General features: G+C 60.4%; 23 protein-coding genes. 8 read left to right on the forward strand and 15 right to left on the reverse strand.

Annotated features, from left to right (window positions below; translation table 11 throughout):
* Window positions 1-39 precede the first annotated feature (39 nt).
* From ACOYXE_RS05165 to ACOYXE_RS05195, 7 genes are all read right to left on the reverse strand, one after another.
* Entirely contained in the window at window positions 40-1,404 is a 1,365-nt protein-coding gene (locus ACOYXE_RS05165) for a glutamine synthetase family protein (RefSeq protein ID WP_160058496.1), read from the reverse strand.
* A gap of 408 nt (window positions 1,405-1,812) precedes the next feature.
* Window positions 1,813-3,156, reverse strand: coding sequence for a chromate efflux transporter (gene chrA, locus ACOYXE_RS05170; protein ID WP_160058495.1), 1,344 nt, complete (start codon window positions 3,154-3,156; stop codon window positions 1,813-1,815).
* Window positions 3,157-3,396: 240 nt separating this feature from the next.
* A complete protein-coding gene (gene moaE, locus ACOYXE_RS05175) occupies window positions 3,397-3,858 on the reverse strand; it encodes a molybdopterin synthase catalytic subunit MoaE (RefSeq protein ID WP_160058494.1) in 462 nt (153 codons plus the stop codon).
* A gap of 3 nt (window positions 3,859-3,861) precedes the next feature.
* Window positions 3,862-4,113, reverse strand: a complete 252-nt coding sequence (locus ACOYXE_RS05180) for a MoaD/ThiS family protein (RefSeq protein ID WP_160058493.1) — start codon at window positions 4,111-4,113, stop codon at window positions 3,862-3,864.
* Complete coding sequence (gene moaC, locus ACOYXE_RS05185; RefSeq protein ID WP_160058492.1) at window positions 4,110-4,595, reverse strand: cyclic pyranopterin monophosphate synthase MoaC; 486 nt, start codon at window positions 4,593-4,595, stop codon at window positions 4,110-4,112. Before moaC ends, ACOYXE_RS05180 begins: the two co-directional genes overlap by 4 nt.
* A complete protein-coding gene (fdhD, locus tag ACOYXE_RS05190; RefSeq protein ID WP_460928039.1) occupies window positions 4,592-5,437 on the reverse strand; it encodes a formate dehydrogenase accessory sulfurtransferase FdhD in 846 nt (281 codons plus the stop codon). The genes moaC and fdhD overlap by 4 nt, the downstream gene beginning before the upstream one ends.
* A 216-nt stretch (window positions 5,438-5,653) precedes the next feature.
* Window positions 5,654-6,553, reverse strand: coding sequence for a LysR family transcriptional regulator (locus tag ACOYXE_RS05195; protein ID WP_405123415.1), 900 nt, complete (start codon window positions 6,551-6,553; stop codon window positions 5,654-5,656).
* Between the two features lie 289 nt (window positions 6,554-6,842).
* Between ACOYXE_RS05195 and moaB the strand changes: the two genes are divergently transcribed.
* Both moaB and ACOYXE_RS05205 read left to right on the forward strand, forming a co-directional pair.
* A complete protein-coding gene (gene moaB / locus ACOYXE_RS05200) occupies window positions 6,843-7,382 on the forward strand; it encodes a molybdenum cofactor biosynthesis protein B (RefSeq protein WP_405123416.1) in 540 nt (179 codons plus the stop codon).
* Window positions 7,379-8,584: a molybdopterin molybdotransferase MoeA gene (locus ACOYXE_RS05205; RefSeq protein ID WP_460928042.1), complete on the forward strand. Its 1,206-nt coding sequence runs from the start codon at window positions 7,379-7,381 to the stop codon at window positions 8,582-8,584. The genes moaB and ACOYXE_RS05205 overlap by 4 nt, the downstream gene beginning before the upstream one ends.
* A 407-nt stretch (window positions 8,585-8,991) precedes the next feature.
* Here ACOYXE_RS05205 and ACOYXE_RS05210 read toward each other — a convergent pair whose 3' ends face one another.
* Window positions 8,992-9,888, reverse strand: coding sequence for a bestrophin family protein (locus tag ACOYXE_RS05210; protein ID WP_460928044.1), 897 nt, complete (start codon window positions 9,886-9,888; stop codon window positions 8,992-8,994).
* Between the two features lie 35 nt (window positions 9,889-9,923).
* The gene (moaA, locus tag ACOYXE_RS05215; protein WP_460928046.1) at window positions 9,924-10,922 is read right to left on the reverse strand and encodes a GTP 3',8-cyclase MoaA; all 999 of its coding nucleotides are present in this window, start codon (window positions 10,920-10,922) and stop codon (window positions 9,924-9,926) included.
* Window positions 10,923-11,277: 355 nt separating this feature from the next.
* On the opposite strand from moaA, the gene ACOYXE_RS05220 reads away from it, so the two are divergent.
* The 4 genes from ACOYXE_RS05220 (at window position 11,278) to ACOYXE_RS05235 (ending at window position 16,274) form a co-directional block, all read left to right on the forward strand.
* Window positions 11,278-13,602: an FdhF/YdeP family oxidoreductase gene (locus ACOYXE_RS05220; protein ID WP_460928048.1), complete on the forward strand. Its 2,325-nt coding sequence runs from the start codon at window positions 11,278-11,280 to the stop codon at window positions 13,600-13,602.
* 106 nt (window positions 13,603-13,708) lie between these two features.
* Entirely contained in the window at window positions 13,709-15,112 is a 1,404-nt protein-coding gene (locus tag ACOYXE_RS05225) for a cytochrome ubiquinol oxidase subunit I (protein WP_405123421.1), read from the forward strand.
* Between the two features lie 3 nt (window positions 15,113-15,115).
* A complete protein-coding gene (gene cydB / locus ACOYXE_RS05230; RefSeq protein ID WP_460928050.1) occupies window positions 15,116-16,132 on the forward strand; it encodes a cytochrome d ubiquinol oxidase subunit II in 1,017 nt (338 codons plus the stop codon).
* A complete protein-coding gene (locus tag ACOYXE_RS05235) occupies window positions 16,119-16,274 on the forward strand; it encodes a DUF2474 domain-containing protein (RefSeq protein WP_081265204.1) in 156 nt (51 codons plus the stop codon). Before cydB ends, ACOYXE_RS05235 begins: the two co-directional genes overlap by 14 nt.
* A gap of 184 nt (window positions 16,275-16,458) precedes the next feature.
* Here ACOYXE_RS05235 and ACOYXE_RS05240 read toward each other — a convergent pair whose 3' ends face one another.
* On the reverse strand, window positions 16,459-17,310 hold the full coding sequence (locus ACOYXE_RS05240) for a CAP domain-containing protein (protein WP_160058473.1): 852 nt from the start codon (window positions 17,308-17,310) through the stop codon (window positions 16,459-16,461).
* Between the two features lie 199 nt (window positions 17,311-17,509).
* On the opposite strand from ACOYXE_RS05240, the gene ACOYXE_RS05245 reads away from it, so the two are divergent.
* Window positions 17,510-18,130 (forward strand): cell wall hydrolase, encoded by a 621-nt coding sequence (locus tag ACOYXE_RS05245; protein WP_460928052.1) that lies wholly within the window; start codon window positions 17,510-17,512, stop codon window positions 18,128-18,130.
* On the opposite strand, the gene ACOYXE_RS05250 is transcribed toward ACOYXE_RS05245, so the two are convergent.
* On the reverse strand, window positions 18,127-19,014 hold the full coding sequence (locus ACOYXE_RS05250) for a LysR family transcriptional regulator (protein WP_160058469.1): 888 nt from the start codon (window positions 19,012-19,014) through the stop codon (window positions 18,127-18,129). The two genes, ACOYXE_RS05245 and ACOYXE_RS05250, sit on opposite strands and share 4 nt — an antisense overlap.
* A gap of 103 nt (window positions 19,015-19,117) precedes the next feature.
* Between ACOYXE_RS05250 and ACOYXE_RS05255 the strand changes: the two genes are divergently transcribed.
* A complete protein-coding gene (locus tag ACOYXE_RS05255; RefSeq protein WP_460928055.1) occupies window positions 19,118-20,530 on the forward strand; it encodes an MFS transporter in 1,413 nt (470 codons plus the stop codon).
* Between the two features lie 56 nt (window positions 20,531-20,586).
* On the opposite strand, the gene ACOYXE_RS05260 is transcribed toward ACOYXE_RS05255, so the two are convergent.
* The 4 genes from ACOYXE_RS05260 to ACOYXE_RS05275 all read right to left on the reverse strand — a co-directional run bounded on the left by ACOYXE_RS05260 (window position 20,587) and on the right by ACOYXE_RS05275 (window position 23,880).
* Complete coding sequence (locus ACOYXE_RS05260) at window positions 20,587-21,990, reverse strand: heavy metal sensor histidine kinase (RefSeq protein ID WP_460928056.1); 1,404 nt, start codon at window positions 21,988-21,990, stop codon at window positions 20,587-20,589.
* Window positions 21,987-22,658 carry a heavy metal response regulator transcription factor gene (locus ACOYXE_RS05265; RefSeq protein WP_150750873.1) on the reverse strand — a complete coding sequence of 224 codons (672 nt, stop codon included), beginning with the start codon at window positions 22,656-22,658 and terminating at the stop codon, window positions 21,987-21,989. The genes ACOYXE_RS05260 and ACOYXE_RS05265 overlap by 4 nt, the downstream gene beginning before the upstream one ends.
* Window positions 22,659-22,667: 9 nt before the next feature.
* Complete coding sequence (locus tag ACOYXE_RS05270; RefSeq protein WP_160058463.1) at window positions 22,668-22,925, reverse strand: DUF2790 domain-containing protein; 258 nt, start codon at window positions 22,923-22,925, stop codon at window positions 22,668-22,670.
* A gap of 241 nt (window positions 22,926-23,166) precedes the next feature.
* Window positions 23,167-23,880, reverse strand: coding sequence for a murein L,D-transpeptidase catalytic domain family protein (locus tag ACOYXE_RS05275; protein ID WP_160058461.1), 714 nt, complete (start codon window positions 23,878-23,880; stop codon window positions 23,167-23,169).
* Window positions 23,881-23,905: the final 25 nt, after the last annotated feature.

Genomic DNA, 23,905 nt, shown 5'->3' on the forward strand with positions numbered 1-23,905 from the left:
GCGAGCAGGCTCACTCCTACAGGGGGTAGGGGGGAGTCTTCAGGCCTCGGTGAGATACCAGCGCCAATCCTGCTCACCCACCTCGGCCATGAACTGCCGATACTCGGCACGCTTCACCGCCAGATACACCCCGAGAAATTCCTGTCCTAACGCATCCCGTGCCCACACCGAATTCTCCAGCGCCTGCAGCGACGTCAGCCAATCGGTCGGCAACAATTCCTTCGCCTGCGCATAACCATTGCCTTCAACCGGCGCACCCGGATCAAGGTCTTCACGAATGCCGCGATGAATCCCGGCAAGGATCGCTGCCGCGGCCAGATACGGGTTGGCATCGGCGCCGCAGATGCGGTGTTCGATGTGCCGGGTATTGGCCGGGCCGCCCGGAACGCGCAGGCTGACGGTGCGATTGTCGACGCCCCAGGTCGGCGCCAGAGGCGCGTAGCTGTTGGCCTGGAAGCGTCGATACGAGTTGGCGTTCGGGCAGAACAGCAGCAATGAATCGAGTAGCGAGGCGAGCATGCCGCCAATTGCTGTGCGCAGCAGCGGTGTGCCGGCCGGGTCTTCCGAGGCGAACAGATTATGCCCCGCGCCATCGGCCAGACTCACGTGCATGTGCATGCCGGTGCCGGCCAGGTCATCGAACGGCTTGGCCATGAACGTCGCCTGCATGCCGTGCTTGTGGGCGATGGCCTTGACCAGACGTTTGTAGCGCACCGCCTGATCCATCGCCTCCAGCGCATCGCCATGTTCGAGGGTAATTTCCACCTGACCCGGCGCGTACTCGGAGATCGCCGTGCGCGCCGGAATACCGTGCAGTTTGCAGGCGTTGTAGAGGTCGGCGAGGAACGGTTCGATCTGTTCCAGCTCACGCAAACCGTAGACCTGGGTGTGTCGCGGTCGACCACCGTCCGCGTCCAGTGCCGGTTGCGGGCGGCCGTTGTGATCGCGTTTGGCGTCGAGCAGGTAGAACTCCAGTTCGCAGGCCATCACCGGGTAATAACCCTCGGCCTTGAGGCCGTCTATGACTTTGATCAGCAAGTGCCGGGGGTCGGCGATGCTGGCGGGCATGCCCTCGGTCGGGTGCATGCTCACCTGCACGGCGGCGGTCGGAATCTTGCGCCACGGCAGGCGCACCAGACTGCCTTCCAGCGGATAGGCGCGGCAGTCGATATCGCCGACATCCCAGACCAGACCGGAGTTTTCGACGTCTTCGCCCTGCACGGTCAGACCGAGGATGGTGCTGGGTAGCGGCCGACCGCTTTGGTACACGGCGAGCAGTTCTTCGCGGTGCAACAGCTTGCCGCGTGGCACGCCGTTGGCGTCGAGAATGAACAACTCGATCATGTCGATATCGGGGTTCTGTTCAAGGAACAGGCGTGCGTCTTCGATGGCTGCGAATTTCATAATCAATCACTCACGATGGCGCCGCACAGGCGCGCAGATTCGGGCCGGACACGACGCGGCAATAGGCGTGGCTGTCCTGGCCGGGATATCAAGAAGCAGGGGGCTGTCGCGGTTTTTTAACGGGCGCGATCAGACAGACCGGGCGATATCCGGCGGGCGTGCGGAGTGACGCAGCTTGGAACGGCGCAGGGCCATGGGGAGATTGACGATACGATTCATACGCCGCCCCTGTGAGAGAGGGCGCGCAGGGTAGAGACGTTCAACGATTCTGCTTGTTGTGGTGACGTACTCATAACGCGTGTTTCCGTTGGCGGAAAACGTCGGTGGCGGGCTGACCCCGCCGACCGGTGTGCCCGGATAGTAAGGGGGAATTCGCGGGCGTGTAAACGGGAGATTCACAGGCCAGGTTCAGCGCATCAGGTGAAAGCCCAGCCCGGCGAGGGCGCAAACGATCAACACACTGAACACGCCGCGTTTGAAAACGAACAGCGCCAGCGCCGCTGCAACCGCCAACATCAGCGAAAACACATCCAGCGCCCCGGCGAACCCGTTTGGCCACAACACGTGATAAGCGAAAAAACACGCCAGGTTCACAATCACCCCGACCACGGCAGCGGTGATCGCCGTCAGCGGTGCGGTGAACTTCAGTTCGTTGTGCGTCGATTCCACCAACGGCCCGCCGGCGAGGATGAACAGAAACGAGGGCAGGAAGGTGAACCAGGTCACCAACGTTGCCGCCAGCGCCCCGGCGGCAAAGGCATGTTCGGGGCCGAACGCCGGTTGCACATAGGCGCCAACGAAACCGACGAACGCCACCACCATGATCAGCGGGCCGGGTGTGGTTTCACCGAGGGCGAGGCCGTCGATCATCTGCGTCGGCGTCAACCAGCCGTAATGCCCGACGGCGCCCTGATAGACGTAAGGCAGCACCGCGTAAGCGCCACCAAAGGTAAGCAGCGCGGCTTTGGTGAAGAACCAGGCCATTTGTGTGAAGGTGCCGTCCCAGCCGAACAATGCTGTCAACAACGCCATCGGTAAACACCAGAGCACCGCACCGATCAACCCTAGGCGCAGCAGCTTCGGCAGGCTGAAACGGGCGTGTTCCGGCGCCGGCGTATCGTCGTCGATCAATGCCGGGCCGAAGGATTTCTCGCTGTTGCGCGCACCACCGTTGCTGAACCGCTGAGGGGCGAAACGTCCTCCCAGATAGCCGATCAACGCAGCCCCGAGGACGATCAAGGGGAAGGGCACGTTGAAGGCGAAAATCGCCACGAACGAGGCGCCGGCAATCGTCCATAGCCAGGCGTTCTTCAATGCACGCGAGCCGATGCGATGCGCGGCGTGCAGGACAATCGCGGTGATCGCCGGTTTGATCCCGTAAAACACCCCGGCCACTGCTGGCACGTCACCGAAGGCGATGTACAGCCAGGACAACGCGATCAGAATGAACAATGACGGCAACACAAACAGCGCACCGGCGATGACACCGCCCCAGGTGCGATGCAGCAGCCAGCCGATGTACGTCGCCAGTTGCTGAGCCTCGGGGCCGGGCAGCAACATGCAGTAGTTGAGCGCGTGCAGGAAACGTTTTTCGGAAATCCAGCGCCGGCGCTCGACCAGCTCCTGATGCATGATCGCGATCTGCCCGGCCGGGCCGCCGAAACCGATGCAGCCGAGTTTTAGCCAGAAGCGCCAAGCCTGGCGCAGGGTGACGGGATCGGGGCGGGGCAGGTTGTTCGGCGCTGTGCTCAAGCGAGACTCCGGAGTTGGGTCCTGGCGGAGTGGCTATCTAATCAGACTTTCAACCCTCACCCCAGCCCTCTCCCAAAGGGAGAGGGAGCCGACCGAGGTGTCTGGCGTTATCCATCGACCTGAAAGATCGAGTCGATTATGGATTCAGAGCCAATCTTTCAAGTCGATGAATCTCTCCGATATCCCCCAATCAGTTCCCTCTCCCTCTGGGAGAGGGCTAGGGTGAGGGGCTTTTGCTCTTCAGGCATGTGCCAGACTCCAACGCAACGCCGCATCCCGATCGCTTTCCCGGCCCTCGACCCAGCGAGAACCCTCAGGCGTACTCTCACGTTTCCAGAACGGCGCACGGGTCTTGAGCACGTCCATGATGAACGCGCACGCCTCGAACGCCATATGCCGATGCTTGCTGCTAACCCCGACAAACACGATCGGCTCACTCACCGCCAACGCGCCGACCCGATGCACAATCTCCACCCCCAACAGCGGCCAGCGCTCACGGGCTTCTTCCGCGATCTGCTCGAGGGCTTTTTCGGTCATGCCCGGATAGTGCTCAAGAAACATTTCATTCACGCTCTGACCAATATTCAGATCACGCACATAACCAATGAAATTCACCACCGCGCCCACCCGTGGATTGCGCGCGTGCAGATCGGCCGTCAACTGGCCGACGTCGAAGCTTTTGTGCTGGACTCGAATAGCCATTGATCAACCCCCGGTCACTGGCGGAAAAAACGCGATCTCATCGAAATCTTCAATCGCCTGACTCGGCTGACACAGCTCCTGATTCAGCGCGCACATCAGATTCCCGGCACCGAGCACATCGCGCCACAGATCGCCTCGCTGCATAAGCATTTGCCGCACATCTTCAACGCTGCCCAATGCATCAGTCAGCGGAATTTTTTCACCACCCAGATTGAGCCGGTCACGGTAGCTGGCGAAGTAGTTGATCAGGATCATTGCGTGTCCTCCCATTGAAAGTGACCGGAACGGCCACCCTGTTTACTGAGCAGGCGGATGTCGCCAATGACCATCGCCCGATCTACCGCTTTGCACATGTCGTAAATGGTCAGCGCGGCGACGCTGGCGGCGGTCAACGCTTCGAGTTCGACGCCGGTCTGGCCGGTCAGGCGGCAGGTGCTGTTGATCTGCACGCGATCCGGTTCACAAGCCTTGAATTCGACGTGAATCGAACTGAGCAACAGCGCATGGCACAGCGGAATCAGTTCGTGAGTGCGCTTGGCAGCTTGTATCCCGGCGATCCGCGCCACCGCGAAGACATCGCCTTTCGGGTGCCCGTTGGCCTGGATCATCTTTAAGGTTTCCGGGCGCATCTGCACCCAGGCTTGCGCCGTGGCTTCGCGGCGGGTCGCGGCTTTATCGCTGACGTCGACCATGTTGGCGCGGCCCTGATCGTCGAGGTGGGTGAGGGTGTCGCTCATGCGGAATACTCCTGGATCGGGCTGTAAATTCGCGGGGCGTTGCGGTGCGGCACATGGATCAGATTGAGTCGATGCTTGAGTGCCCACCGCACTGTCAAAGCGGTTGGCGCGGACAGACTGACGAGGGTGCCGAGGCGCGCACGCACGGCTTTGTGAATCAGTTCGAGGCTGCAACGGCTGGTGACCACGACGAAGCCTTCAGCCGCATCGATGGCGTCGATCTGCATCGCGCCGATCAGCTTGTCGAGGGCGTTGTGGCGGCCGATGTCTTCGCGGCACAGCAGCGCTTCACTGTCGACGTCGAAATACAGCGCGGCGTGCAGAGCACCGCTGCTGCGCGCCAGTTGTTGAGCGGCTTCGATGCATTGGCGGATGCCGTCGAAATGCTCGGCCGGCGGTAGCGGTGAAGGTTGCAGGATCTGCAGTTGCGGCAGCGCCTGCTCCAGTGCTTCAACGCCACAGATGCCGCAACCGCTGGTGCCCGTCATTTGCCGCCGGTGATCCTTCAAGGCCCAGAACGCCCGGCTGGAAATCTGCACTTCGGCCTGACAGGCCTGATCGAAATGCGTGAGGCGGATGTCGTAGATCTCGTCGACGCTGTCGATGATCGCGTTGCTCAAACTGAAGCCACGGATAAAGTCTTCGAGGTTGCCGGGCGAGACCATCATCACTGCCTGGCTCAGGCCGTTGTAGCTAATGGCGAGAGCGATTTCCGCGGCCAGCGCGGCGTGGGAGATGGCGGTGTCGGGCAGGTATTCGCGAAACGCCACCTGCGCTGGTTGCGGTGCTGGGGCGTTGGGTTCGGTAGTGGATTCTGTGAGGGTTTCGACGTGGCAGAGCATCTGAAAAGTCCCGAGGCGCTGAAGAGTGTTCAGGCTACGGGGGCGTTAAAAGTGCGTCCAATCGCTTGTTCTTATGTGGTGATTGCTTTGCTCGATCAACCAAAATATGTGTTGTCGGGTCAGGCCCCATCGCGAGCAGGCTCACTCCTACATTTGGAATGCGTTCCCCTGTAGGAGTGAGCCTGCTCGCGATGAGGGCCTGATATACGACATCAATTATTCGGCGGTCACCTCAACCCCAAACAACTTCCGCGCCTCGGCAAAACACTTCTCGGCAATCGCCGAGCGCGGCTCGGTCTTGCGCATCACCAGCCCCAACGGCGCGAGCACACTGGCATCCGGCAACTGCATGAACGACAGGTGTTCGATCGGCTCCTCAAGCCCGCTGTCCAGCGGCATGATCGCGCAGCAAAAGCCTTGGTGAATCGCCTGCAACAGCTGATAGGTCGAGTCGCTTTCCATGATCGGCTGTGGGCTGAGGCCACGACTGCGGAAGCTCAAATCGATGGATTTACGATAATGCATGCCGGCGGTGATCATCCCCAGCGGCAGTTCGGCGGCGTCTTCCCAGCTCATTTCAGTGCCTTCGAAATGGAAATGCCGGTTGTCGTAGAGCAGGCCGACGCGGGTTTCACCGATCTCGAAAAACTCGAAATAGTTCGGGTTGACGTGGTCCAGATAGCACACGCCCAGATCAAGCTGATTGTTGCCCAAACCGGCGATGATCTCGTCGGAACTCAGCGACGACAGGCTGAATTTCAGCTCCGGATACGTACCCGATAAACCCTGAATGTAATTGACCGGATTGAAGCTGCTCAGCGGCACCAGACCCAGACGCAAACTACCCACCAGTTGCCCGCGACACGCCGCCGCTTCGGCGAACAGACCGTCGTGAGCCGCGAGCAAGGTGCGCGCCCAGGCCAGCACGCGTTCGCCAGCCTGGGTGAAACCTTCAAAGCGCTGGCCACGGTTGACCAGCACCAGATCCAGCTCATCTTCGAGATTGCGCAGGCGCATCGACAACGTCGGCTGGGTGATGTGGCAGCGTGCGGCGGCCTGGCCGAAGTGGCGGGTTTCGTCCAGCGCGATCAGGAACTTGAGTTGTTTGATGTCCACGATGGCACCTGCTCGATGGGGATTTTTTGATTGAGTATTGACGCGGATGCGCGAGACGCACGAAAAGCGCAGGGTGCGACGATCTCACTTGAACGGTTATTCGTCCAATCGGAAGTGTTTAAGGGGCTATCGATCGGCTCTATCAGCCACGGTTTTGCTGGCTTGTTGCGGTATAAAAAGCGCTGATAGAGCCGCTCGATAATGTGGTTGGCCAGAGTGATTAGACAGTCCTCATAAGTGGCACTTAGGCTGCTCGGCAATGTTGATTGACTGCTGCCGGAGAACTGCCATGAGCGCCAAAGCCGATGCCCTGTTTGTCCCCCTGAATATTGCCGTACTGACGGTCAGCGATACCCGCGATTATGCCAGCGATACCTCGGGCCAATTGCTGGTCAGTCGGTTGCTGGAAGCAGGGCATACCTTGAGCGAGCGCAACCTGCTCAAGGACGATCTGTACAAGATCCGTGCGCAGGTCGCTCACTGGATTGCTGACGAAGGCATTCAGGTAGTGCTGATCACCGGCGGCACGGGTTTCACCGGTCGTGACAGCACGCCGGAAGCGGTGGCCTGCCTGTTCGATAAGCAGATCGATGGTTTTGGCGAACTGTTCCGGGCGATTTCGATTCTGGATATCGGCACGTCCACCGTGCAAAGCCGCGCGCTGGCCGGGTTGTCGAACGGCACGCTGGTGTGCTGCCTGCCGGGCTCAACGGGCGCCTGTCGGACTGCGTGGGAAGGCATTCTTGCCGAGCAGCTGGATAACCGTCATCGCCCGTGCAACTTCGTTCCGCACCTGAAAGCCGTGCAAGCCTGCGGGCCACGCGGATGAGCAAGGCACCGCTGATGCCGGTCGAAGACGCTCTCGACCAATTGCTCGGCATGGCCAATGAGCAACGTCTGGCTAACAGCGAACTGCTGGCGCTCGACGATGCGCGTGGGCGGGTGCTGGCCAGTGATCTTGTGGCGACACTCGACCTGCCACCGTGGCCGAACAGCGCTATGGACGGTTACGCGGTCAATCTCGCCGATCTGCACCGGCAGCCGTTGAAGGTCTCGCAAAAGGTTTACGCCGGGCTGGCGCCGGACACCTTGCTGCCTGGCACCTGCGCACGGATCTTTACCGGCGCACCGCTGCCGCCCGGCGCCACCTGCGTCGAGATGCAGGAGAACGTCGAAGTGCTGGAGGACGGTCGCGTGCGCTTCTTGCAGCCGCTGAAGGCGGGGCAGAACATCCGCGCGCAAGGTCAGGAAAATCGCGTCGGCGATATCCTGCTGCGCGCCGGCAAACGCCTTGGACCGTTCGAACTGGCGGTCGCCGCCGGGCAAGGGCTGGCGCACCTGCACGTGGTGCGTCGCCCGCGTGTGGCACTGCTGTCGACCGGTGATGAACTGGTCGAACCGGGCCAGCCACTGCGCCCCGGCAGCATCTACAACAGCAACCGCGTGTTGCTCGGCCACTGGTTGCGGGAGCTGGGCTGCGAAGTGATCGACGCCGGCATCCTCCCGGATCGCCCGGCGCAGACGCGGCTTAAGCTTGAGCAACTACAAGTGAGCGCTGATTTGATTCTGACCACGGGCGGCGTATCTGCCGGTGATGCCGATTGCCTGGGGCAAGTGCTGCGCGACAGCGGCAAACCACTGTTGTGGAAACTGGCGATCAAGCCAGGAAAACCGCTGACGGTCGGGCATTTCGGCACGGTGCCGGTGATTGGCCTGCCGGGCAATCCGACGTCGGCGCTGGTGACGTTTGGCTTATTGGCGCGGCCGTATTTGCTGCGTATACAAGGTGTCGAAGACGTCATGCCGCTGAGTTTTACCGTCAGCGCGGGCTTCGATTGGCACAAGGCTGGCGGCCGCCGTGAATACCTGCGAGTGAAACTGGAGGCGGGGCGAGCGGTGCTCTATCCCAATCAAAGCTCCGGCGTGCTGCTCGGCGCAACCTGGGGCGACGGCCTGGTGGAAATTCCCGAAAACAGCACGCACAACCTCGGCGACCCGCTGCGCTTCATCCCGTTCAACGAACTCTTCTAAACCGACAACACAAATCAAAACTTTGGGCGAGCTTGCTCGCGAAGGCGTAGTGTCAGTTGACATCGATGTTGGCTGACAGGGCCCCTTCGCGAGCAGGCTCGCTTCCACAATGGCTTTATGGCGGTCATCAATATCCGGGTGTAAATGCAAAACCTGTAGGAGTGAGCCTGCTCGCGAAGGCGGAGTGTCAGTCGACGAAGATATTGACTGGGCCGGCCCCTTCGCGAGCAGACTCGCTCCCACATTGGTTTTGTGGTGGTCATCAATATCCGCGGTGTACGCGAACCCTGTGGGAGCGAGCTTGCTCGCGAAGGCGGAGTGTCAGTCGACATTGGTGTTGGCTTATACGGCCTCTTCGCGAGCAAGCTCGCTCCCACAGGTTTTCGGGGTGTCTGCAGAGCTGAGGGTCAACTTAGCACATAGTCCACCGGCTTCAGCGCCGGCGGTACTTCGGCGCCCAGTTCGGCGAGGATGTCACGTTCGATGGTGCGCACAAGTGCATCGGTGGGCAGGTCGTTTTCGTCGCGGCCGAAGGGGTCTTCCAGTTCATCGGCTATCGCATCCAGGCCAAAAAACGTATAGCTGACAATCGCCGTGAACAACGGTGTCAGCCAGCCCAGCGGCTCGGCCATGGCAAACGGCAGCAGGATGCAAAACAGGTAGATCGTGCGGTGCAACAACAGTGTGTAAGGAAACGGCAGCGGCGTGGTTTTGATCCGTTCGCACACCGCTTGCGCCTGGGTCAGGCTGGTCAGGTGATTGGCCAATAGCATGTAGCGCCATTCAGTCAGCTCACCGTTCTGATGCAGATCGGAACACTGCTGGCCGACCGTCTGCAAAATGCGCCCGCTGTAATCCGGCGTCTGCGGATCGGGTTTCGGCATGACCCATTGGCTGCTGGCGTCCGCTTCGCTTTCCTTGCGCAGCCGCGCATTCATCGCATGAGCAAAACCACAAAGATTGAGCAGCAACGGTTTGCGCTCAGCCGATTCACGAATCACATGGGTTTCGCGAATCACCGAACGAATGTGCACGATCACTTCGCCCCAGGCCTTGCGCGCCTCGTACCAGCGGTCATAACAGGCGTTGTTGCGAAAATTCATGAAGATCGACAGCGACAAACCCAACAACGTAAACGGCGTGGCGTTGACCTTGGTGAAGTTGCTCGGATGGAGGATTTCCACCAGCACGATCGCCGAAGCCAGGAGGGTGACCATCAACGTGCGCATAGCAATGCGCTTGGCGATCGAACCCTTGAGGGTGAAGAGAATGGCGAACTGATTGACCTTGGGTCTGATGATCATGCTGTGCGGTTCCGATAACCCTTGGAAGGGGCGGTCTAGCCGCCCGTCATGTTCATGAAGCGCACGACCTGAACATCATCGTTCACTTCGAAATTATGTCGATACGGCTTCAGTTTCATCGCCTCGATAATGGCTTTCTCCAGCCGTTGCGGTTGCCCCGGGTGCGCACGCAGTACCGCTTTGAGATCGACCGAATGCTCGTTACCCAGACACAGTAGCAGGCGTCCTTCGACGGTGAGGCGCACGCGGTTGCAGGTGCCGCAAAAGTTGTGGCTATGCGGTGAGATAAAGCCCAGACGAATCTCCGGCGCTTCGGCCAGCCGCCAGTAGCGCGACGGGCCTTGCGTCGACTCGGCAGAGTCAATCAGGGTATAGCGCTCGGCAATCTTTTCCCGCACCTGGGCGCTGGAGAAAAACGACTCGGCGCGGCTGTGTTCGCTGATGATCCCCAGCGGCATTTCCTCGATGAAGGAGACATCGAGCTGACGATCAATGGCGAAGCTGACCAGATCGTTGATCTCCTCATCGTTACGGCCCTGCATCACCACCACGTTGAGTTTAGTGCGGGTAAAACCGGCCTTGCGCGCGGCATCGATGCCGTTGATCACCTGCGCCAGATCGCCCGTGCGGGTCATCTGTTTGAAGCGCTGCGGATCGAGGCTGTCGAGGCTGATGTTCAGGCGTTTGACCCCGGCGTCGAACAGCGGCGCGGCGAGTTTGCCCAGTTGTGAGCCGTTGGTGGTCATGCACAACTCGCGCAGGCCGGGCAGGGCGGCGATCTGCTCGCACAGCTTGACCACGCCCGGACGGATCAGCGGCTCGCCACCGGTAAGGCGAATCTTGCGCGTGCCGAGCGCCACAAAGCTCTGTGCCAGTTGATAGATCTCTTCCAGCGTGAGGATTTTTTGCCGTGGCAGAAACTGCATGTCTTCGGCCATGCAATAGACGCAGCGGAAGTCGCAGCGGTCGGTCACCGACATGCGCAGATAGTCGACGCGGCGGTTGTAACCATCGATCAAGACACGCTCAGACATGACAGCCTCGCAGGAATGAAAACCACTGTGGAAGGGGTTTGGTCAGCGCAGATTATGAGCAACTTTCAGTGCTGTCCAATCACTGTTAATGAACAGCTGATTGATGCCGTCGATGATGAATTATTTTTCGCCGAAAGTTGCTCCGTTAGTTTCGCAAGGCCCCGTAAATAAAGGGTTTTTAGCCGTGATAGATGCTTTCGATAAGGCAGTCATTAATAGCGATTAGACAATGTTTTGTAACGGTTAATATCCTTGCCCCGGCAAACCCAACGACCACTTTGCAACCTTGAAAGTCGGCCGTCGCTGTTTAACCGAATCAGGTTCATGCCTGTGTGCATCGTCATGGAGAAGTCCCATGTCACAAGTCGACCGTTACAAACCCTACAAAGGCGCCGCTGCCGGTTGGGGCGCTGTCATCAGCCTGACAAAAAGCTGGCTGGGCAGTGAAAACGCCCTGAAAAACATTCGGGCCATGCTCAAGACTAACCAGAACGGCGGCTTCGACTGCCCGGGTTGTGCCTGGGGCGAGGCGCCCGGCGCGAGCATGTTGAAGTTCTGCGAAAACGGCGCGAAAGCGGTGAACTGGGAAGCGACCGGGCGTTTGGTCGACCCGGCGTTCTTCAACAAGTACACGGTGTCGAGCCTGGCCGAGCAGAGCGACTACTGGCTGGAATATCAGGGCCGCCTGACCCACCCGATGCGCTACGACGCGCGGGTCGACCGCTATGTGGAAATCAGTTGGGCAGACGCTTTTGCGCTGATCGCTGATCACCTGAAAAACCTTGATTCGCCGCATGAGGCCGAGTTCTACACCTCCGGACGTGCGAGCAACGAAGCGGCGTTTCTCTATCAATTGTTCGTGCGTGCATTCGGCACCAACAATTTCCCCGACTGCTCGAACATGTGCCACGAAGCGAGTGCGGTGAGCATGATCGAAACCCTTGGCGTCGGCAAAGGCACCGTGGTTTACGAGGACCTGCATCACGCCGATGCGATTTTTGTGATCGGCCAGAACCCCGGCACCAACCATCCGCGCATGCTCGAACCGCTGCGTGAAGCGGTAAAGCGCGGCGCCCAAGTGGTCTGTATCAATCCGCTGAAAGAGCGTGGCCTGGAGCGTTTCCAGAACCCGCAGAACCCGCTGGAAATGCTCAGCAACGGCTGGGAAGCGACCAACACCGCGTATTTCCGCCCGGCGCTGGGTGGCGACATGGCGATGATTCGCGGCATGGTCAAATTCCTCCTGCAGTGGGAACGCGAAGCTCAGGCCGCTGGTGGCGAACCGGTGTTCGATCACGCGTTCATCGCCGAGCACACCACAGGCCTCGACAGCTATCTGGCTGAAGTCGAGGCAACCAGCTGGGAGCACATTCTCGAGCAGTCCGGCGTGCCGCTGCATGACATCGAGCTGGCCGCGCGCATGTATGGCCGCGCCAAGAGCGTGATCATGTGCTGGGCCATGGGCCTGACCCAACACGTGCACTCGGTGGCGACCTTGCAGGAAGTCATCAACCTGCAACTGCTGCGCGGCAACGTCGGCCGTCCGGGCGCAGGTCTGTCGCCGGTTCGCGGCCACAGTAACGTGCAGGGCGACCGCACCATGGGCATCAACGAACTGGCGCCGAAAGACTTGATGGACGCGCTGGAAAAGCGTTTCAACTTCGACGTGCCGCGCATGCACGGGCACAACACCGTCATGGCGATCGGCGCCATGGAGCGTGGCGAAGCCAAGGTGTTCATCGGTCTGGGCGGCAACTTCGCCCAAGCCACGCCGGACACCCCACGCACCCACGCGGCCATGCGCAAACTCGACCTGACCGTGCACATTGCGACCAAGCTCAACCGCAGCCACTTGGTGACGGGTCGCGACGCGCTGATTCTGCCGTGCCTCGGGCGTACCGACATCGATATCCAGGCTGAAGGCCCGCAAGGCGTGACCGTCGAAGACACGTTCAGCATGGTGCATTTGTCGTTCGGTCAGTTGAAGCCGAAGTCGGCGCACTTGAAGTCCGAGCCAGCGATTATTGCCGGGATCGCCGCCGCGACGTTGGGCAAGCACCCGATCGATTGGGAGTGGGTGGTGGGCGACTACGGGCGCATCCGCAACCTGATTGCCGACGTGATCCCGGGCTTCGAGAACTTCAATGAAAAACTGCTGATTCCGGGTGGTTTCCACCTCGGCAACGACGCCTCGGATCGGGTCTGGAACACCGCTAGCGGCAAGGCCCAGTTCACCCCGTGCGTGCTACCGGAGCACTTGATCAGCGAGGGCGTGCGCAACCTGCCGGTCAAGCCGCATCTGATCCTGCAAACCATGCGTTCCCACGATCAGTACAACACCACGCTGTATGGCCTCGATGACCGTTATCGCGGGGTTTACGGCATGCGCGACGTGATCTTTGCCAACGAGCAGGACATCCAGCGCTTGGGCTTCGAACCGGGGCAGAAGGTCGATCTGGTGGCGCTGTGGGATGACGAACGTGAACGTCGGGTCAGCGGTTTTACCTTGATCGCCTACGACATTCCAGCAGGGCAAGCGGCGGCGTATTACCCGGAGACTAACCCTCTGGTACCGCTGGAAAGCTACGGCGACCGAACCTACACGCCGACTTCCAAATTCGTGGCGATCCGCCTCGAAGCCGCGAAGGTCAGCAACCTGATCCCGTCGTCGGTGGCGTAAACCGCCACTCATAAAAACATTGGCAATTTGACTGGCTGCAGGCGTTCGCGTCTGGCGGTGGCCCGGGTTCGTGCTGCCGCTTTTCAGCCTGGATGAGGACATCATCATGTTCAATCTAGAGGCACTGGACCTGGCGCGACTCCAATTCGCGTTCACGGTTTCGTTCCACATTATTTTCCCGGCGATCACCATTGGCCTGGCGAGTTTCCTCGCGGTACTCGAAGGCCTGTGGCTGAAAACCCGCAACGACACGTACCGCGATCTCTACCATTTCTGGTCGAAGATTTTCGCGGTCAACTTTGGCATGGGCGTGGTTTCGGGGCTGGTCATGGCGTACCAGTTCGGCACCAACTGGAGCGGCTTCTCGGATTTTGCCGGGAGCATCACCGGGCCGTTACTGACCTATGAAGTGCTGACCGCATTCTTCCTTGAGGCCGGGTTCCTCGGGGTGATGCTGTTTGGCTGGAATCGCGTCGGCCGTGGCTTGCACTTCTTCGCCACGGTGATGGTCGCGATCGGTACGTTGATTTCGACGTTCTGGATTCTCGCGTCGAACAGCTGGATGCAGACGCCACAGGGCTTCGAGATTGTCGATGGTCGGGTGATGCCACTGGACTGGCTGGCGATTGTGTTCAACCCGTCGTTTCCGTTCCGTCTGGCGCACATGGCGATTGCCGCGTTCGTCGCTACGTCGTTCTTCGTCGGTGCGTCGGCAGCCTGGCATTTACTGCGCGGCAACAACACCGCGCCAGTGCGCAAGATGTTTTCCATGGCGTTGTGGATGGCGTTGATCGTGGCGCCGATTCAGGCGGTGGTCGGTGACGCTCACGGGTTGAACACGCTGGAGCATCAACCGGCGAAGATTGCCGCCATCGAAGGCCACTGGGAAAACGCCGACAACGGGCCGACGCCGCTGGTGCTGTTCGGCATTCCTGATATGCAAGCGGAGAAGACCAGATATGCGTTGGAGATTCCCTGTCTCGGCAGCCTGATCCTCACCCACAGCCTCGATAAGCAGATCCCGGCGCTGAAGAGCTTCCCGAAAGAAGACCGGCCGAATTCGACCGTGATTTTCTGGAGCTTTCGCGTCATGGCCGGGTTGGGGATGTTGATGATTCTCGTGGGTTTGCTCGGTCTGGCGTTGCGCCGGGGCGGCAAGCTTTACCGGCATCGAGGCTTCCAGCGTCTGGTGTTGTTGATGGGGCCGAGCGGCTTGATTGCGCTGCTGGCCGGTTGGATCACCACGGAAGTCGGGCGTCAGCCGTGGGTGGTGTATGGCTTGCTGCGCACCCACGACGCGGCGTCGCATCACTCGGTGGCGCAGATGAGCACCTCGCTGGCGTTGTTCGTGGTGATCTATTTCACGGTGTTCAGCGTGGGCATCGGCTACATGATGAAACTGGTGAAAAAAGGCCCGCAGCCGCACCACGAACATCCGCCTGCGGGCGATGAATTGCAGACGCCGCGTCGACCGATTTCAGCGGCTATCGCCCCTATGAAGGAGCATTGAGTCATGGGTATTCAAGGTATCGATCTCTCGTTGATCTGGGGAGTGATCATCGCCTTCGGGGTGATGATGTACGTGATCATGGACGGCTTCGATCTGGGCCTGGGAATCCTGTTTCCACTGATCCCGGATGAGCAGGAACGCGATGTGATGATGAACACCGTGGCGCCGGTGTGGGACGGTAACGAGACGTGGCTGGTGCTCGGCGGCGCGGCGTTGTATGGCGCGTTTCCGCTGGCGTACGGGGTGATTCTCGAGGCGTTGTATCTGCCGCTGATCCTGATGCTTTGCGGGTTGATTTTCCGCGGCGTGGCGTTTGAGTTTCGCTTCAAATCCTCGCCGCAAAAACGCCATTGGTGGGACAAGGCGTTTATCGGTGGTTCGTTGCTGGCGACGTTCTCCCAGGGCGTGGTGATTGGCGCGTACGTGTCCGGGATTCCGGTGGTTGATCGGCAGTTTGCCGGTGGCGGTCTGGACTGGTTGGCGCCGTTTCCGCTGGTGTGTGGCGTGGGGCTGGTGGTGGCGTATGCGTTGCTCGGCAGCACCTGGTTGCTGGTCAAGACCGAAGGGATGCTGGAGTCGCGGATGCGTCTGTTCACCCGGCCGCTGGCCTTGCTGTTGATGGCGATGGTGCTGGTGATTGGCGTGTGGACGCTGCAACTGCATCCGGAACTGGCAACGCGTTGGTCAACCCACGGGCATCTGCAGGTGTTTGCCGGGTTGGTGGTGTTGGCGTTGCTGGCGCTGTTCGGGTTGCTGCGCACGTTGCGTCAGCGGCATACGCATTGGCCGTTCGTGTTTACGCTGGTGCTGATGTTGCTCGGTTACATCGGCCTGGCACTGAGCATCTGGCCGAACATCATCCCGCCATCGGTGAGCATCTGGGCCGCCGCGTCACCGCCTTCGAGCCAGTTGTTCGCGCTGATTGGCGCACTGTTCATCCTGCCGGTGATCCTGATGTACACCTTCTGGAGCTACTACGTATTCCGCGGCAAAGTGAGGATTGGCGATGGCTACCATTGATTCGCGCGAAGTGAAAAGCAGTCGCTGGTACAAGCGGCTGGGGTGGCTATTGTTGATCTGGCTCGGCAGTGTGGTGTCGCTGGCGGTGGTCGCCAGTCTGCTGAAACTGGCGATGTATGCGGCGGGGATGAGGACCCATTGACCATAAAAAACCGGAGCATGGCTCCGGTTTTTTATTGCCGCCGATCTTGAGGTCACTGACTACCCCCTGTAGGCCTTCGCCTGCTCGCGAAGGCGGCAGGTCAGACAACATTGGTGTTGAATGTAACGGCCTCTTCGCGAGCAGGCTCGCTCCCACAGGTGTTGTGGTGTTTTTGCGATTGGGCTTACTGGGCGCCGAACATCGCGGTCCAGTAGATGCCGGCACTGCTTTTCGGGTCGGTCGCGTAGGCGGCGCCGAGTTCCTGGTATTGCGGGTTCATCAGGTTGGCGCAGTGGCCGGGGCTGGTGAGCCAGCCTTCGACGACTTTGTGCACGGTGTCTTGGCCGGCGGCGATGTTTTCGCCGACCAGTTGCCCGCTGTAACCGGCCAGTTCCGCGCGATCGCCCGGGGTGCGGCCGTCACGGTCCTTGTGATCGAAGTAATTGTTGTTGGCCATATCGCGGCTGTGATCCTGGGCGATCGTGCCCAGTGTCGCGTTCCAGGCCAGCGGTGCGGCAGCGGCGAACGCCTGACCGCCACACTGACGCGCCTGACTGCGGGCGACGTTGAGTTCACTGAGCAATTTCTGCCCCTCACTTTGCGCATCACCGAGCTTGGCCGACAGCAGCGGCCGCGCCAGGACAATGCGCCAGTCACGGTCGTCGCGGCTGACACCGACATCGACAAACTGCGGATCCAGCACCACCTGACAGAAACTTTCCTGAATCGCCTTCATCGCCGACGCCGCATCACGCGGGCCGTTGAGCGTGATCGCCTGCACATTGACCATCGGATAACTGGCGCTGGCCATGGCTTGCTGAAGATCGACAGCACCGGTGGCACGTAATCTCAGCCGTGGATCAGCCGACAGCGGTGACAGTTCATTCGATGCCTGCGATCCGCAACGCTGAGGTTGGCTGCGGTAGCTGTTGATCGACTCGATCAATTGCGACTCATCGCCGGCCAGCGCCGGGATGGCAAACACAACGCCCACGGACAACGCGGCAAGACGCAAAACAGATGGCATGAAGCGCATGGAAATCTCCCTTGAGCTGAATGCGCCCATGATGCGCGAAAGGCCCCCGGTGAGTGCAATGTCTTTTTTCTTCATTCAGCGGTTTTCCTGCGCAACTTTGCCTCTGGATTTGCCGTCTACACTCACCGAAGGCCCCGGAAACCGGGTGTCTCCCCGACGTAATACCTTGCCCGACTCGGGCGCTGCCGGAAGAACAGACATGGGATTGAAAGGCTGGGCGGGTTGTCTCGTATTCACCCTGTTGGCAGGCTCTGCATGGGCCACCGATCAGGCCCCGATCAAAGCGAAGGCTGAAGAAAAAGCCCAAGTGCTGGAAGAAAAAGCGGCGGACAAAGTCAGCGCCGCACCGGCACCGAAAACCGAAGCGATCACCCCGACCGAAGTGCAAGCGGTCGATCCGGCCGGCGCGGCGCCGCTGGACGATCCGATCACTTGCCTGGCGCGCAGTATCTACTGGGAAGCCAAAGGCAAGGACACGCCGGAAATGGAAGCAGTGGCCAGTGTGGTGATGAATCGTCTCGGCCACGAAGGCTTTCCCGACACGGTCTGCGCTGTCGTCAAACAAGGCTCGGAAACCAAGAGCTGCCAGTTTTCCTGGTGGTGCGACGGCAAGCCGGATCAGGTCAAGGAAGATGCCGAATACACGCTGGCCAAGGATATCGCCCGCAAAGCGCTGAACCGCCAGCTCAAGGATCGCACCAACGGCGCGCTGTATTTCCACGACCGCAATGTGCATCCGAGCTGGGCCAAGGAATACCGCAAGACCGCCGAAACGAAAAAATTCCTCTTCTATAAACCAGCAGGTGGCGATGCGCGTTAAGCGCAGACCTGCCGTACACAATCGCGCAACCAGCGATGCGCCGGGTCGGCATCCATGCGCGGATGCCAGAGCATCGACACGCTGATGTCCGGCATCGCAAAGGGCAGGGCGAAACTGTGCAGGCCCGTGCGCAGTTTGCTGGTATGACGCTGCGGGACCGTGGCGATCAGCTCTGATTCCCGCACCAGCGTCAGCGCCGCCGAGAATCCACCGAATGAAGTGACGATGTCCCGCGTCAGTCCGAACGCGAGTAAGGCTTCGTCGACCGGGCCACTGCTGCGCCCGCGTCGGGAGATCAGAATGTGCTCGCCGCCGGCAAAGCGCTTGCTGGTGATTTTTCCCGTGCTCAAGGGATGCCCCTCACGCACCACACCAATCCACTGATCCTGAAACAGGATGCGGCTGTGCAGCGTCGGGTCGGTGCTGTCATCGACCACGCCGGTTTCCAGATCGACGCGGCCCTCGCGCAGCGGCGTGCTGTCCTTGTCGGCTTTCTGCACAAAACGCAGACGCACACCAGGCGCCTCTTCAGCGATACGCGCGAGCAGGGCGGCGGCGAAGGTTTCGACAAAGCCGTCGGTGTTGCGCAGGGTGAAGGTGCGTTGCAACCGGCTGGGGTCGAGCACTTCGGCTGGCCGTAAAACCGCTTCGGCGTCCTGCACCAACAGACTGACTCGCTCGCGCAACTCCAATGCGCGCGGCGTTGGCACCAGGCCCCGACCCGCGCGCACCAGCAACGGATCGCCGGTGGTTTCGCGCAGACGGGCGAGGGCGCGACTCATGGCCGAAGGGCTCAATCGCAGGCATTTCGCGGCACGGACGACGCTGCCTTCGCGCAGCAAGACGTCGAGGGTGATCAGCAGGTTCAGATCCGGAGTGCTCATGATATGGCGTTCTGTGCAGGTATCGAGTGCAAAGCATGCGTCTTGCGCCGTGTGTTGTCGAGGCTCAGGCTATGGCGAATCACCTTTGCGTTGCGAGCCGACCATGCCCCGAGAACCCTTGAGCACTCCCGCCCGATGGGCACTGACCAGTCTGGCTCTGTCGATGTTGATGCCGTCGCTGGACACCAGCATCGCCAATGCTGGGCTGCCGATTCTGGCGACGGCGTTTGAAGCGACATTTCAACAGGTGCAGTGGATCGTGCTGGCTTACCTGTTGGCGATCACCACGCTGATCGTCAGTGTCGGACGTCTGGGCGATGGCTTCGGTCGACGTCGACTGCTGTTGATCGGGATCGGCATTTTCACCAGCGCCTCGTTGGCTTGCGCATTGGCTCCGGGACTGGGCTGGCTGATTGGCGCGCGGGCGGTGCAAGGCGTTGGCGCGGCGATCATGTTCGCCTTGACGGTGGCGCTGGTGTCAGAAGCCGTGCCCAAATCGCGGGCGGGTAGCGCGATGGGGTTGCTGGCGACGATGTCGGCGACGGGCACCAGTCTCGGGCCGTCGCTGGGCGGGCTGTTGATGACGCATGTCGGCTGGCAGGCGATATTTTTACTCAACGTGCCATTGGGTTTGCTCAATATTTGGCTGGTGTACCGCTTTTTGCCAGCGGATCGGGTAACAGGGTCGCGCGCAGCGTTCGATTATTCTGGCAGCGCAGTGTTGGTGCTGACGCTGGCGGCCTATGCGCTGGCAATGACGCTTGAAGGTTTGATGTTGCCATTGCTGCTGGCCAGCCTGTGCGGCGCAGGATTGTTCATCGGGGTCGAGATGAAGGCCAAGTCGCCGCTGATTTGCTTGTCACTGTTCAGCGATCCTCGACTGAGCGGTAGCCTGACGCTGACGTTGCTGGTGACGACGGTGATGATGACCACGCTGGTGGTCGGACCGTTTTACCTCAGCCGTGGATTGGGTCTGAGCAATGCTGCGGTTGGCCTGGCGTTATCGGTCGGGCCATTGCTGTCTGCGTTTGGTGGTGTACCTGCGGGACGTTTGGTGGATCGCTTCGGCGCGCGACGGATCGTGCCGGGTGCGTTGCTCGGGATTGCCTGCGGTTGCAGCTTGTTGGCGCTGTTGCCGATGAGTCTGGGGCTGCCCGCCTATTTGCTGCCGATTGCCGTAGTCGCCGTCGGTTATGCGCTGTTTCAGGCGGCGAACAACACCGGGTTGATGGCCGGAGTTCGTCAGGAGCGACGCGGTGTAGTCTCGGCGATGCTCGGGCTGGCGCGCAACCTCGGCTTGATCACGGGGGCAGCGGTGATGGGCGCGGTGTTTGCGCTGGCGGCGGGGGATCCGACACAGGCGCCGGCTACGGCGATTGCCAGCGGATTGCACATCACTTTTGGCGTCGCGGTGGCGTTGATGCTCATGGCGCTGATCATCAACCGAGCGCAGTTCAACTGTAGGAGCGAGCCTGCTCGCGAAGAGGCCGGCACAGCCAATATCTCCGGTGACTGACACTGCGCTTTCGCGAGCAGGCTCGCTCCCACAGGGGGTTGTGGTGTGTTGGCGATTTATGTTGATTGCCGGGCGGGGAAGAACAGTTCGAAGCAGGTGATGCCATCGGCACTGCTGGCGCTGTAGCGGCCCTGATGCAACTGCATGATGGTCGCGACAATCGACAAGCCCAGCCCATTCGATTGCGCCGAGCGCTCACGGGATTGATCAACGCGGTAGAAGCGTTCGAACAGTCGCGCCAGATGTTCCGGCGCAATGGTCGCGCCGTGGTTTCTTACCCGTAAATAACTGCCATCCGCTTCGGCAGTCGCTTCCACCTGCACCGTCGAATTCGCCGCGCCGTACTTGATCGCATTGGCGCACAGATTGGCCAACGCGCGCCTTAACAGCATCGGCTCGGCCCAGATCACACCGCTGCCGCGCGCCTCGATACATACACCGACATCCGCTGCCAGCCCTTCAAAGTAATCGGCAATGCGCTGCATTTCATCCGCCGCGTCCAGCTCCTGGCGCTGGCTCAGGGCACTGGCCGGATCGGTACGGGCGAGAAACAGCATGTTGTCGAGCATCCGCGTCAAACGTTCGAGCTCTTCAACATTGGAAGCGAGCAATTGCTGATAGGCCTCGATGCTGCGGTTCTGCTGCAGCGCAACCTGGGTTTCGCCAAGCAGATTGTTGATCGGCGTGCGCAACTCGTGGGCCATGTCGGTGGACACCTGACTCAACTGTGCAAAGCCCTTGGCGAGTCGATCAAGCATGGCATTAAAGGCTTCGATCATTGGCTGCAATTCTCGCGGCGCACCGCTGCTGGCAAGCCGTTCGCCAAGATTGCCGACGCCGATACCGTGAGCGTGCTTCGCCAGTCGCCGCAACGGCAGCAAACCGCGATACACCAGCAAACAACCGACCACCGCCAGCAACAGCGCCGCCAGCGAGGCGAGGCCATAAACACTCAAGCGGTAATTGGCGAGCATCGCGGTGCGCTCGCTCATCAGGCGCCCGGTGGTGACTTGCAGATTGCCCAGTTCGCCGGAATCGATACTCGCTGCCACTGCCGAAAACGGCACGCCGTCGACACTCGGCAGATGCTGCACGTCCTTGAGCGTCATCGCCTGGTCGATGGGCACCGCCGGCAACGTCGGCGGCTTCAGATTACCCGGGTTGACCACCAGCAACGGCGTTTGCCCCGGCGTGCCAATGGTCAGCAGCGCTTCGCGGTTACCGAGCATGTTCTGGAACAGCGCCGGTTTGTTCTTGATCAGCTCCAGGGCGTTGCTGTCGTTGAGAAAGGTGCGCAGTTGATCGACACGGCTGACCAGCGCGGTGTCATCACGGCGGATCAACTGTTGCTCCAGTTCGTTGTACAGCGCGGCACCGAGACCGGCCAGCGAAGCGAACGCTAGCAGGGCGAACACCAGCGCCAGGCGCAAGGTCAGCGAATAAGGGCGATGGCCGCTCATGGCTGCGTATCGAAGCGATAGCCGATGCCGCGCACGCTGTGGATCAGCTTGAGCTGGAACGGATCATCGATCTTCGCCCGCAAGCGGCGCACCGCGACATCGACCACATTGGTGTCGCTGTCGAAATTCATGTCCCACACCCGTGAGGCAATCAGCGAACGGGCGAGAACCTGCCCGGTATGGCTGGCGAACAACTGCAACAAGGCGAACTCCTTGTTGGTCAGGGTGATGCGCACCCCAGCACGGCTCACGCGGCGTTTGAGCACGTCAATCTGCAGGTCGGCGACTTGCAGTTGTTCGTCTTCATGAATCGGCCCGCGCCGGGTCAGAGTGCGCAGGCGCGCCACCAGTTCGGCGAAGGAAAACGGCTTGATCAGGTAATCGTCGGCGCCCAGTTCGAGGCCTTTGACGCGGTCAGCGATGTCATCGCGGGCGGTGAGGAACAGCACCGGTGTGTCGGCTTCCTTGCGCAACCGGCGCAGGACTTCCCAGCCATCCATTTTCGGCATCATCACATCGAGCACGATCACATCGAAACTGTGTTCCAGCGCCAGGTGCAGCCCGTCGGCACCGTCGCGGGCGAGACTGACGCTGTAACCCAGTTCCTGCAGACCGTTGAGCAGGTAGTTGCCCGCCTTGGGTTCGTCTTCGACAACCAGAATATTCATCGATCAGTCTCAGTGGTCATTGATGCAGCCGCTGCCTTGTACCTGATAGTCCAGCACATGTTCGCGGCCCTGATGGTCGAGGTAATTCAATTGCGCCGGGACCACGCCACACGCTTGTGAAATATCGGTGCTGGACAGGACTTTGTCGACATCCAGATTGACATAGAAGCCGGATTTGTCATGAATCACGGCGCTGTCGGGCATGTTCGCGGCGAACACGCTGCCGGTGGCAAGGAGGGCGGTGAGGGCGAGCAGGAGGGTTTTCATGGTCAGTCACTCAGTGGTCATGGTTGATCGGCATTGGTGCCGGGACAACTTCAGGCTACCGAGCGATCCGCACGGCAAACCGACAGCTGAATGACAAAGTTGTAATGAAACATGGGGCTGACAGAGATCAAATGTAGGAGTGAGCCTGCTCGCGATAGCGGTGTGTCAGGCACCATCTGTGTTGGCTGACACACCGCTATCGCGAGCAGGCTCACTCCTACAGGGGATTTGGGGTGGTCGGTTAGCTCGCGTGAGTATTGAGGATGCTCGCCACCTGCTGCGGCTGGCAGTTCAGATACGGCGACGACTTCAGCCAGCGCTGATCCGGGTACCACGAAAACATGAACTGGCCATTCTTCAACCGGTCGATCACCTGCTTGGCGATCTGTGGCCGAACCGCTGGGCAACCCTGGCTGCGGCCGATGCGCCCCTGTTTCTTGCTCCACAACGGATTTACATAACTGGCGGCGTGAATGACGATCGCGCGATCGCGAGCCATGTCATTGAAGCCTGGCTCCAGACCGTCCATGCGCAGCGAATAACCGTGGGTGCCGCTGTAGCTTTCCTGCGTGCGGAACAGGCCAAGGCTGGACTGGTAGCTGCCTTCGACATTGGAAAACTGCGTGGCGAAGTTTTCCCCGGAATTGGAGCCGTGAGCAACCAGATCGCGCAGCACCAATTTCTTTTTGCTGAGGTCGAAGATCCACAGTCGGCGTTCGGTGGACGGTTGCGAATAGTCGATGATCGCCAGGTGGCGGGACGGTTTCGCACCGTTGTTGACCGCGCATTGCATGGCGTTCAACGCACCTTTCAGCGCTTGGGGATTGAGTTCTGGCGCGGCGTGCGCGAGGCTGGTAAAGAGAACCGGCGATGGTTTGCCGGCGGCAAAAACGGGACTGGACACCACGACAAGGGTCGCGGTGGTCAACAGAAGTCGGCGCAAAAACGTCAACATTTTATAAAGTGTCCTCAATTGCTAC

It is taken from the genome of Pseudomonas sp. MC6 (assembly GCF_054790575.1).

Excerpts from the sequence above, each read along its gene's own strand:
- ACOYXE_RS05165 (WP_160058496.1), bottom strand. The coding sequence starts at position 1,404 with ATGAAATTCGCAGCCATCGAAGACGCACGCCTGTTCCTTGAACAGAAC.
- moaE (WP_160058494.1), bottom strand. The coding sequence starts at position 3,858 with ATGGCTATTCGAGTCCAGCACAAAAGCTTCGACGTCGGCCAGTTGACG.
- ACOYXE_RS05180 (WP_160058493.1), bottom strand. The coding sequence starts at position 4,113 with ATGATCCTGATCAACTACTTCGCCAGCTACCGTGACCGGCTCAATCTG.
- moaC (WP_160058492.1), bottom strand. The coding sequence starts at position 4,595 with ATGAGCGACACCCTCACCCACCTCGACGATCAGGGCCGCGCCAACATG.
- fdhD (WP_460928039.1), bottom strand. The coding sequence starts at position 5,437 with ATGCTCTGCCACGTCGAAACCCTCACAGAATCCACTACCGAACCCAAC.
- moaB (WP_405123416.1), top strand. The coding sequence starts at position 6,843 with ATGAGCGCCAAAGCCGATGCCCTGTTTGTCCCCCTGAATATTGCCGTA.
- ACOYXE_RS05205 (WP_460928042.1), top strand. The coding sequence starts at position 7,379 with ATGAGCAAGGCACCGCTGATGCCGGTCGAAGACGCTCTCGACCAATTG.
- ACOYXE_RS05210 (WP_460928044.1), bottom strand. The coding sequence starts at position 9,888 with ATGATCATCAGACCCAAGGTCAATCAGTTCGCCATTCTCTTCACCCTC.
- moaA (WP_460928046.1), bottom strand. The coding sequence starts at position 10,922 with ATGTCTGAGCGTGTCTTGATCGATGGTTACAACCGCCGCGTCGACTAT.
- ACOYXE_RS05220 (WP_460928048.1), top strand. The coding sequence starts at position 11,278 with ATGTCACAAGTCGACCGTTACAAACCCTACAAAGGCGCCGCTGCCGGT.
- ACOYXE_RS05225 (WP_405123421.1), top strand. The coding sequence starts at position 13,709 with ATGTTCAATCTAGAGGCACTGGACCTGGCGCGACTCCAATTCGCGTTC.
- cydB (WP_460928050.1), top strand. The coding sequence starts at position 15,116 with ATGGGTATTCAAGGTATCGATCTCTCGTTGATCTGGGGAGTGATCATC.
- ACOYXE_RS05235 (WP_081265204.1), top strand. The coding sequence starts at position 16,119 with ATGGCTACCATTGATTCGCGCGAAGTGAAAAGCAGTCGCTGGTACAAG.
- ACOYXE_RS05240 (WP_160058473.1), bottom strand. The coding sequence starts at position 17,310 with ATGCGCTTCATGCCATCTGTTTTGCGTCTTGCCGCGTTGTCCGTGGGC.
- ACOYXE_RS05245 (WP_460928052.1), top strand. The coding sequence starts at position 17,510 with ATGGGATTGAAAGGCTGGGCGGGTTGTCTCGTATTCACCCTGTTGGCA.
- ACOYXE_RS05250 (WP_160058469.1), bottom strand. The coding sequence starts at position 19,014 with ATGAGCACTCCGGATCTGAACCTGCTGATCACCCTCGACGTCTTGCTG.
- ACOYXE_RS05255 (WP_460928055.1), top strand. The coding sequence starts at position 19,118 with ATGCCCCGAGAACCCTTGAGCACTCCCGCCCGATGGGCACTGACCAGT.
- ACOYXE_RS05260 (WP_460928056.1), bottom strand. The coding sequence starts at position 21,990 with ATGAGCGGCCATCGCCCTTATTCGCTGACCTTGCGCCTGGCGCTGGTG.
- ACOYXE_RS05265 (WP_150750873.1), bottom strand. The coding sequence starts at position 22,658 with ATGAATATTCTGGTTGTCGAAGACGAACCCAAGGCGGGCAACTACCTG.
- ACOYXE_RS05270 (WP_160058463.1), bottom strand. The coding sequence starts at position 22,925 with ATGAAAACCCTCCTGCTCGCCCTCACCGCCCTCCTTGCCACCGGCAGC.
- ACOYXE_RS05275 (WP_160058461.1), bottom strand. The coding sequence starts at position 23,880 with ATGTTGACGTTTTTGCGCCGACTTCTGTTGACCACCGCGACCCTTGTC.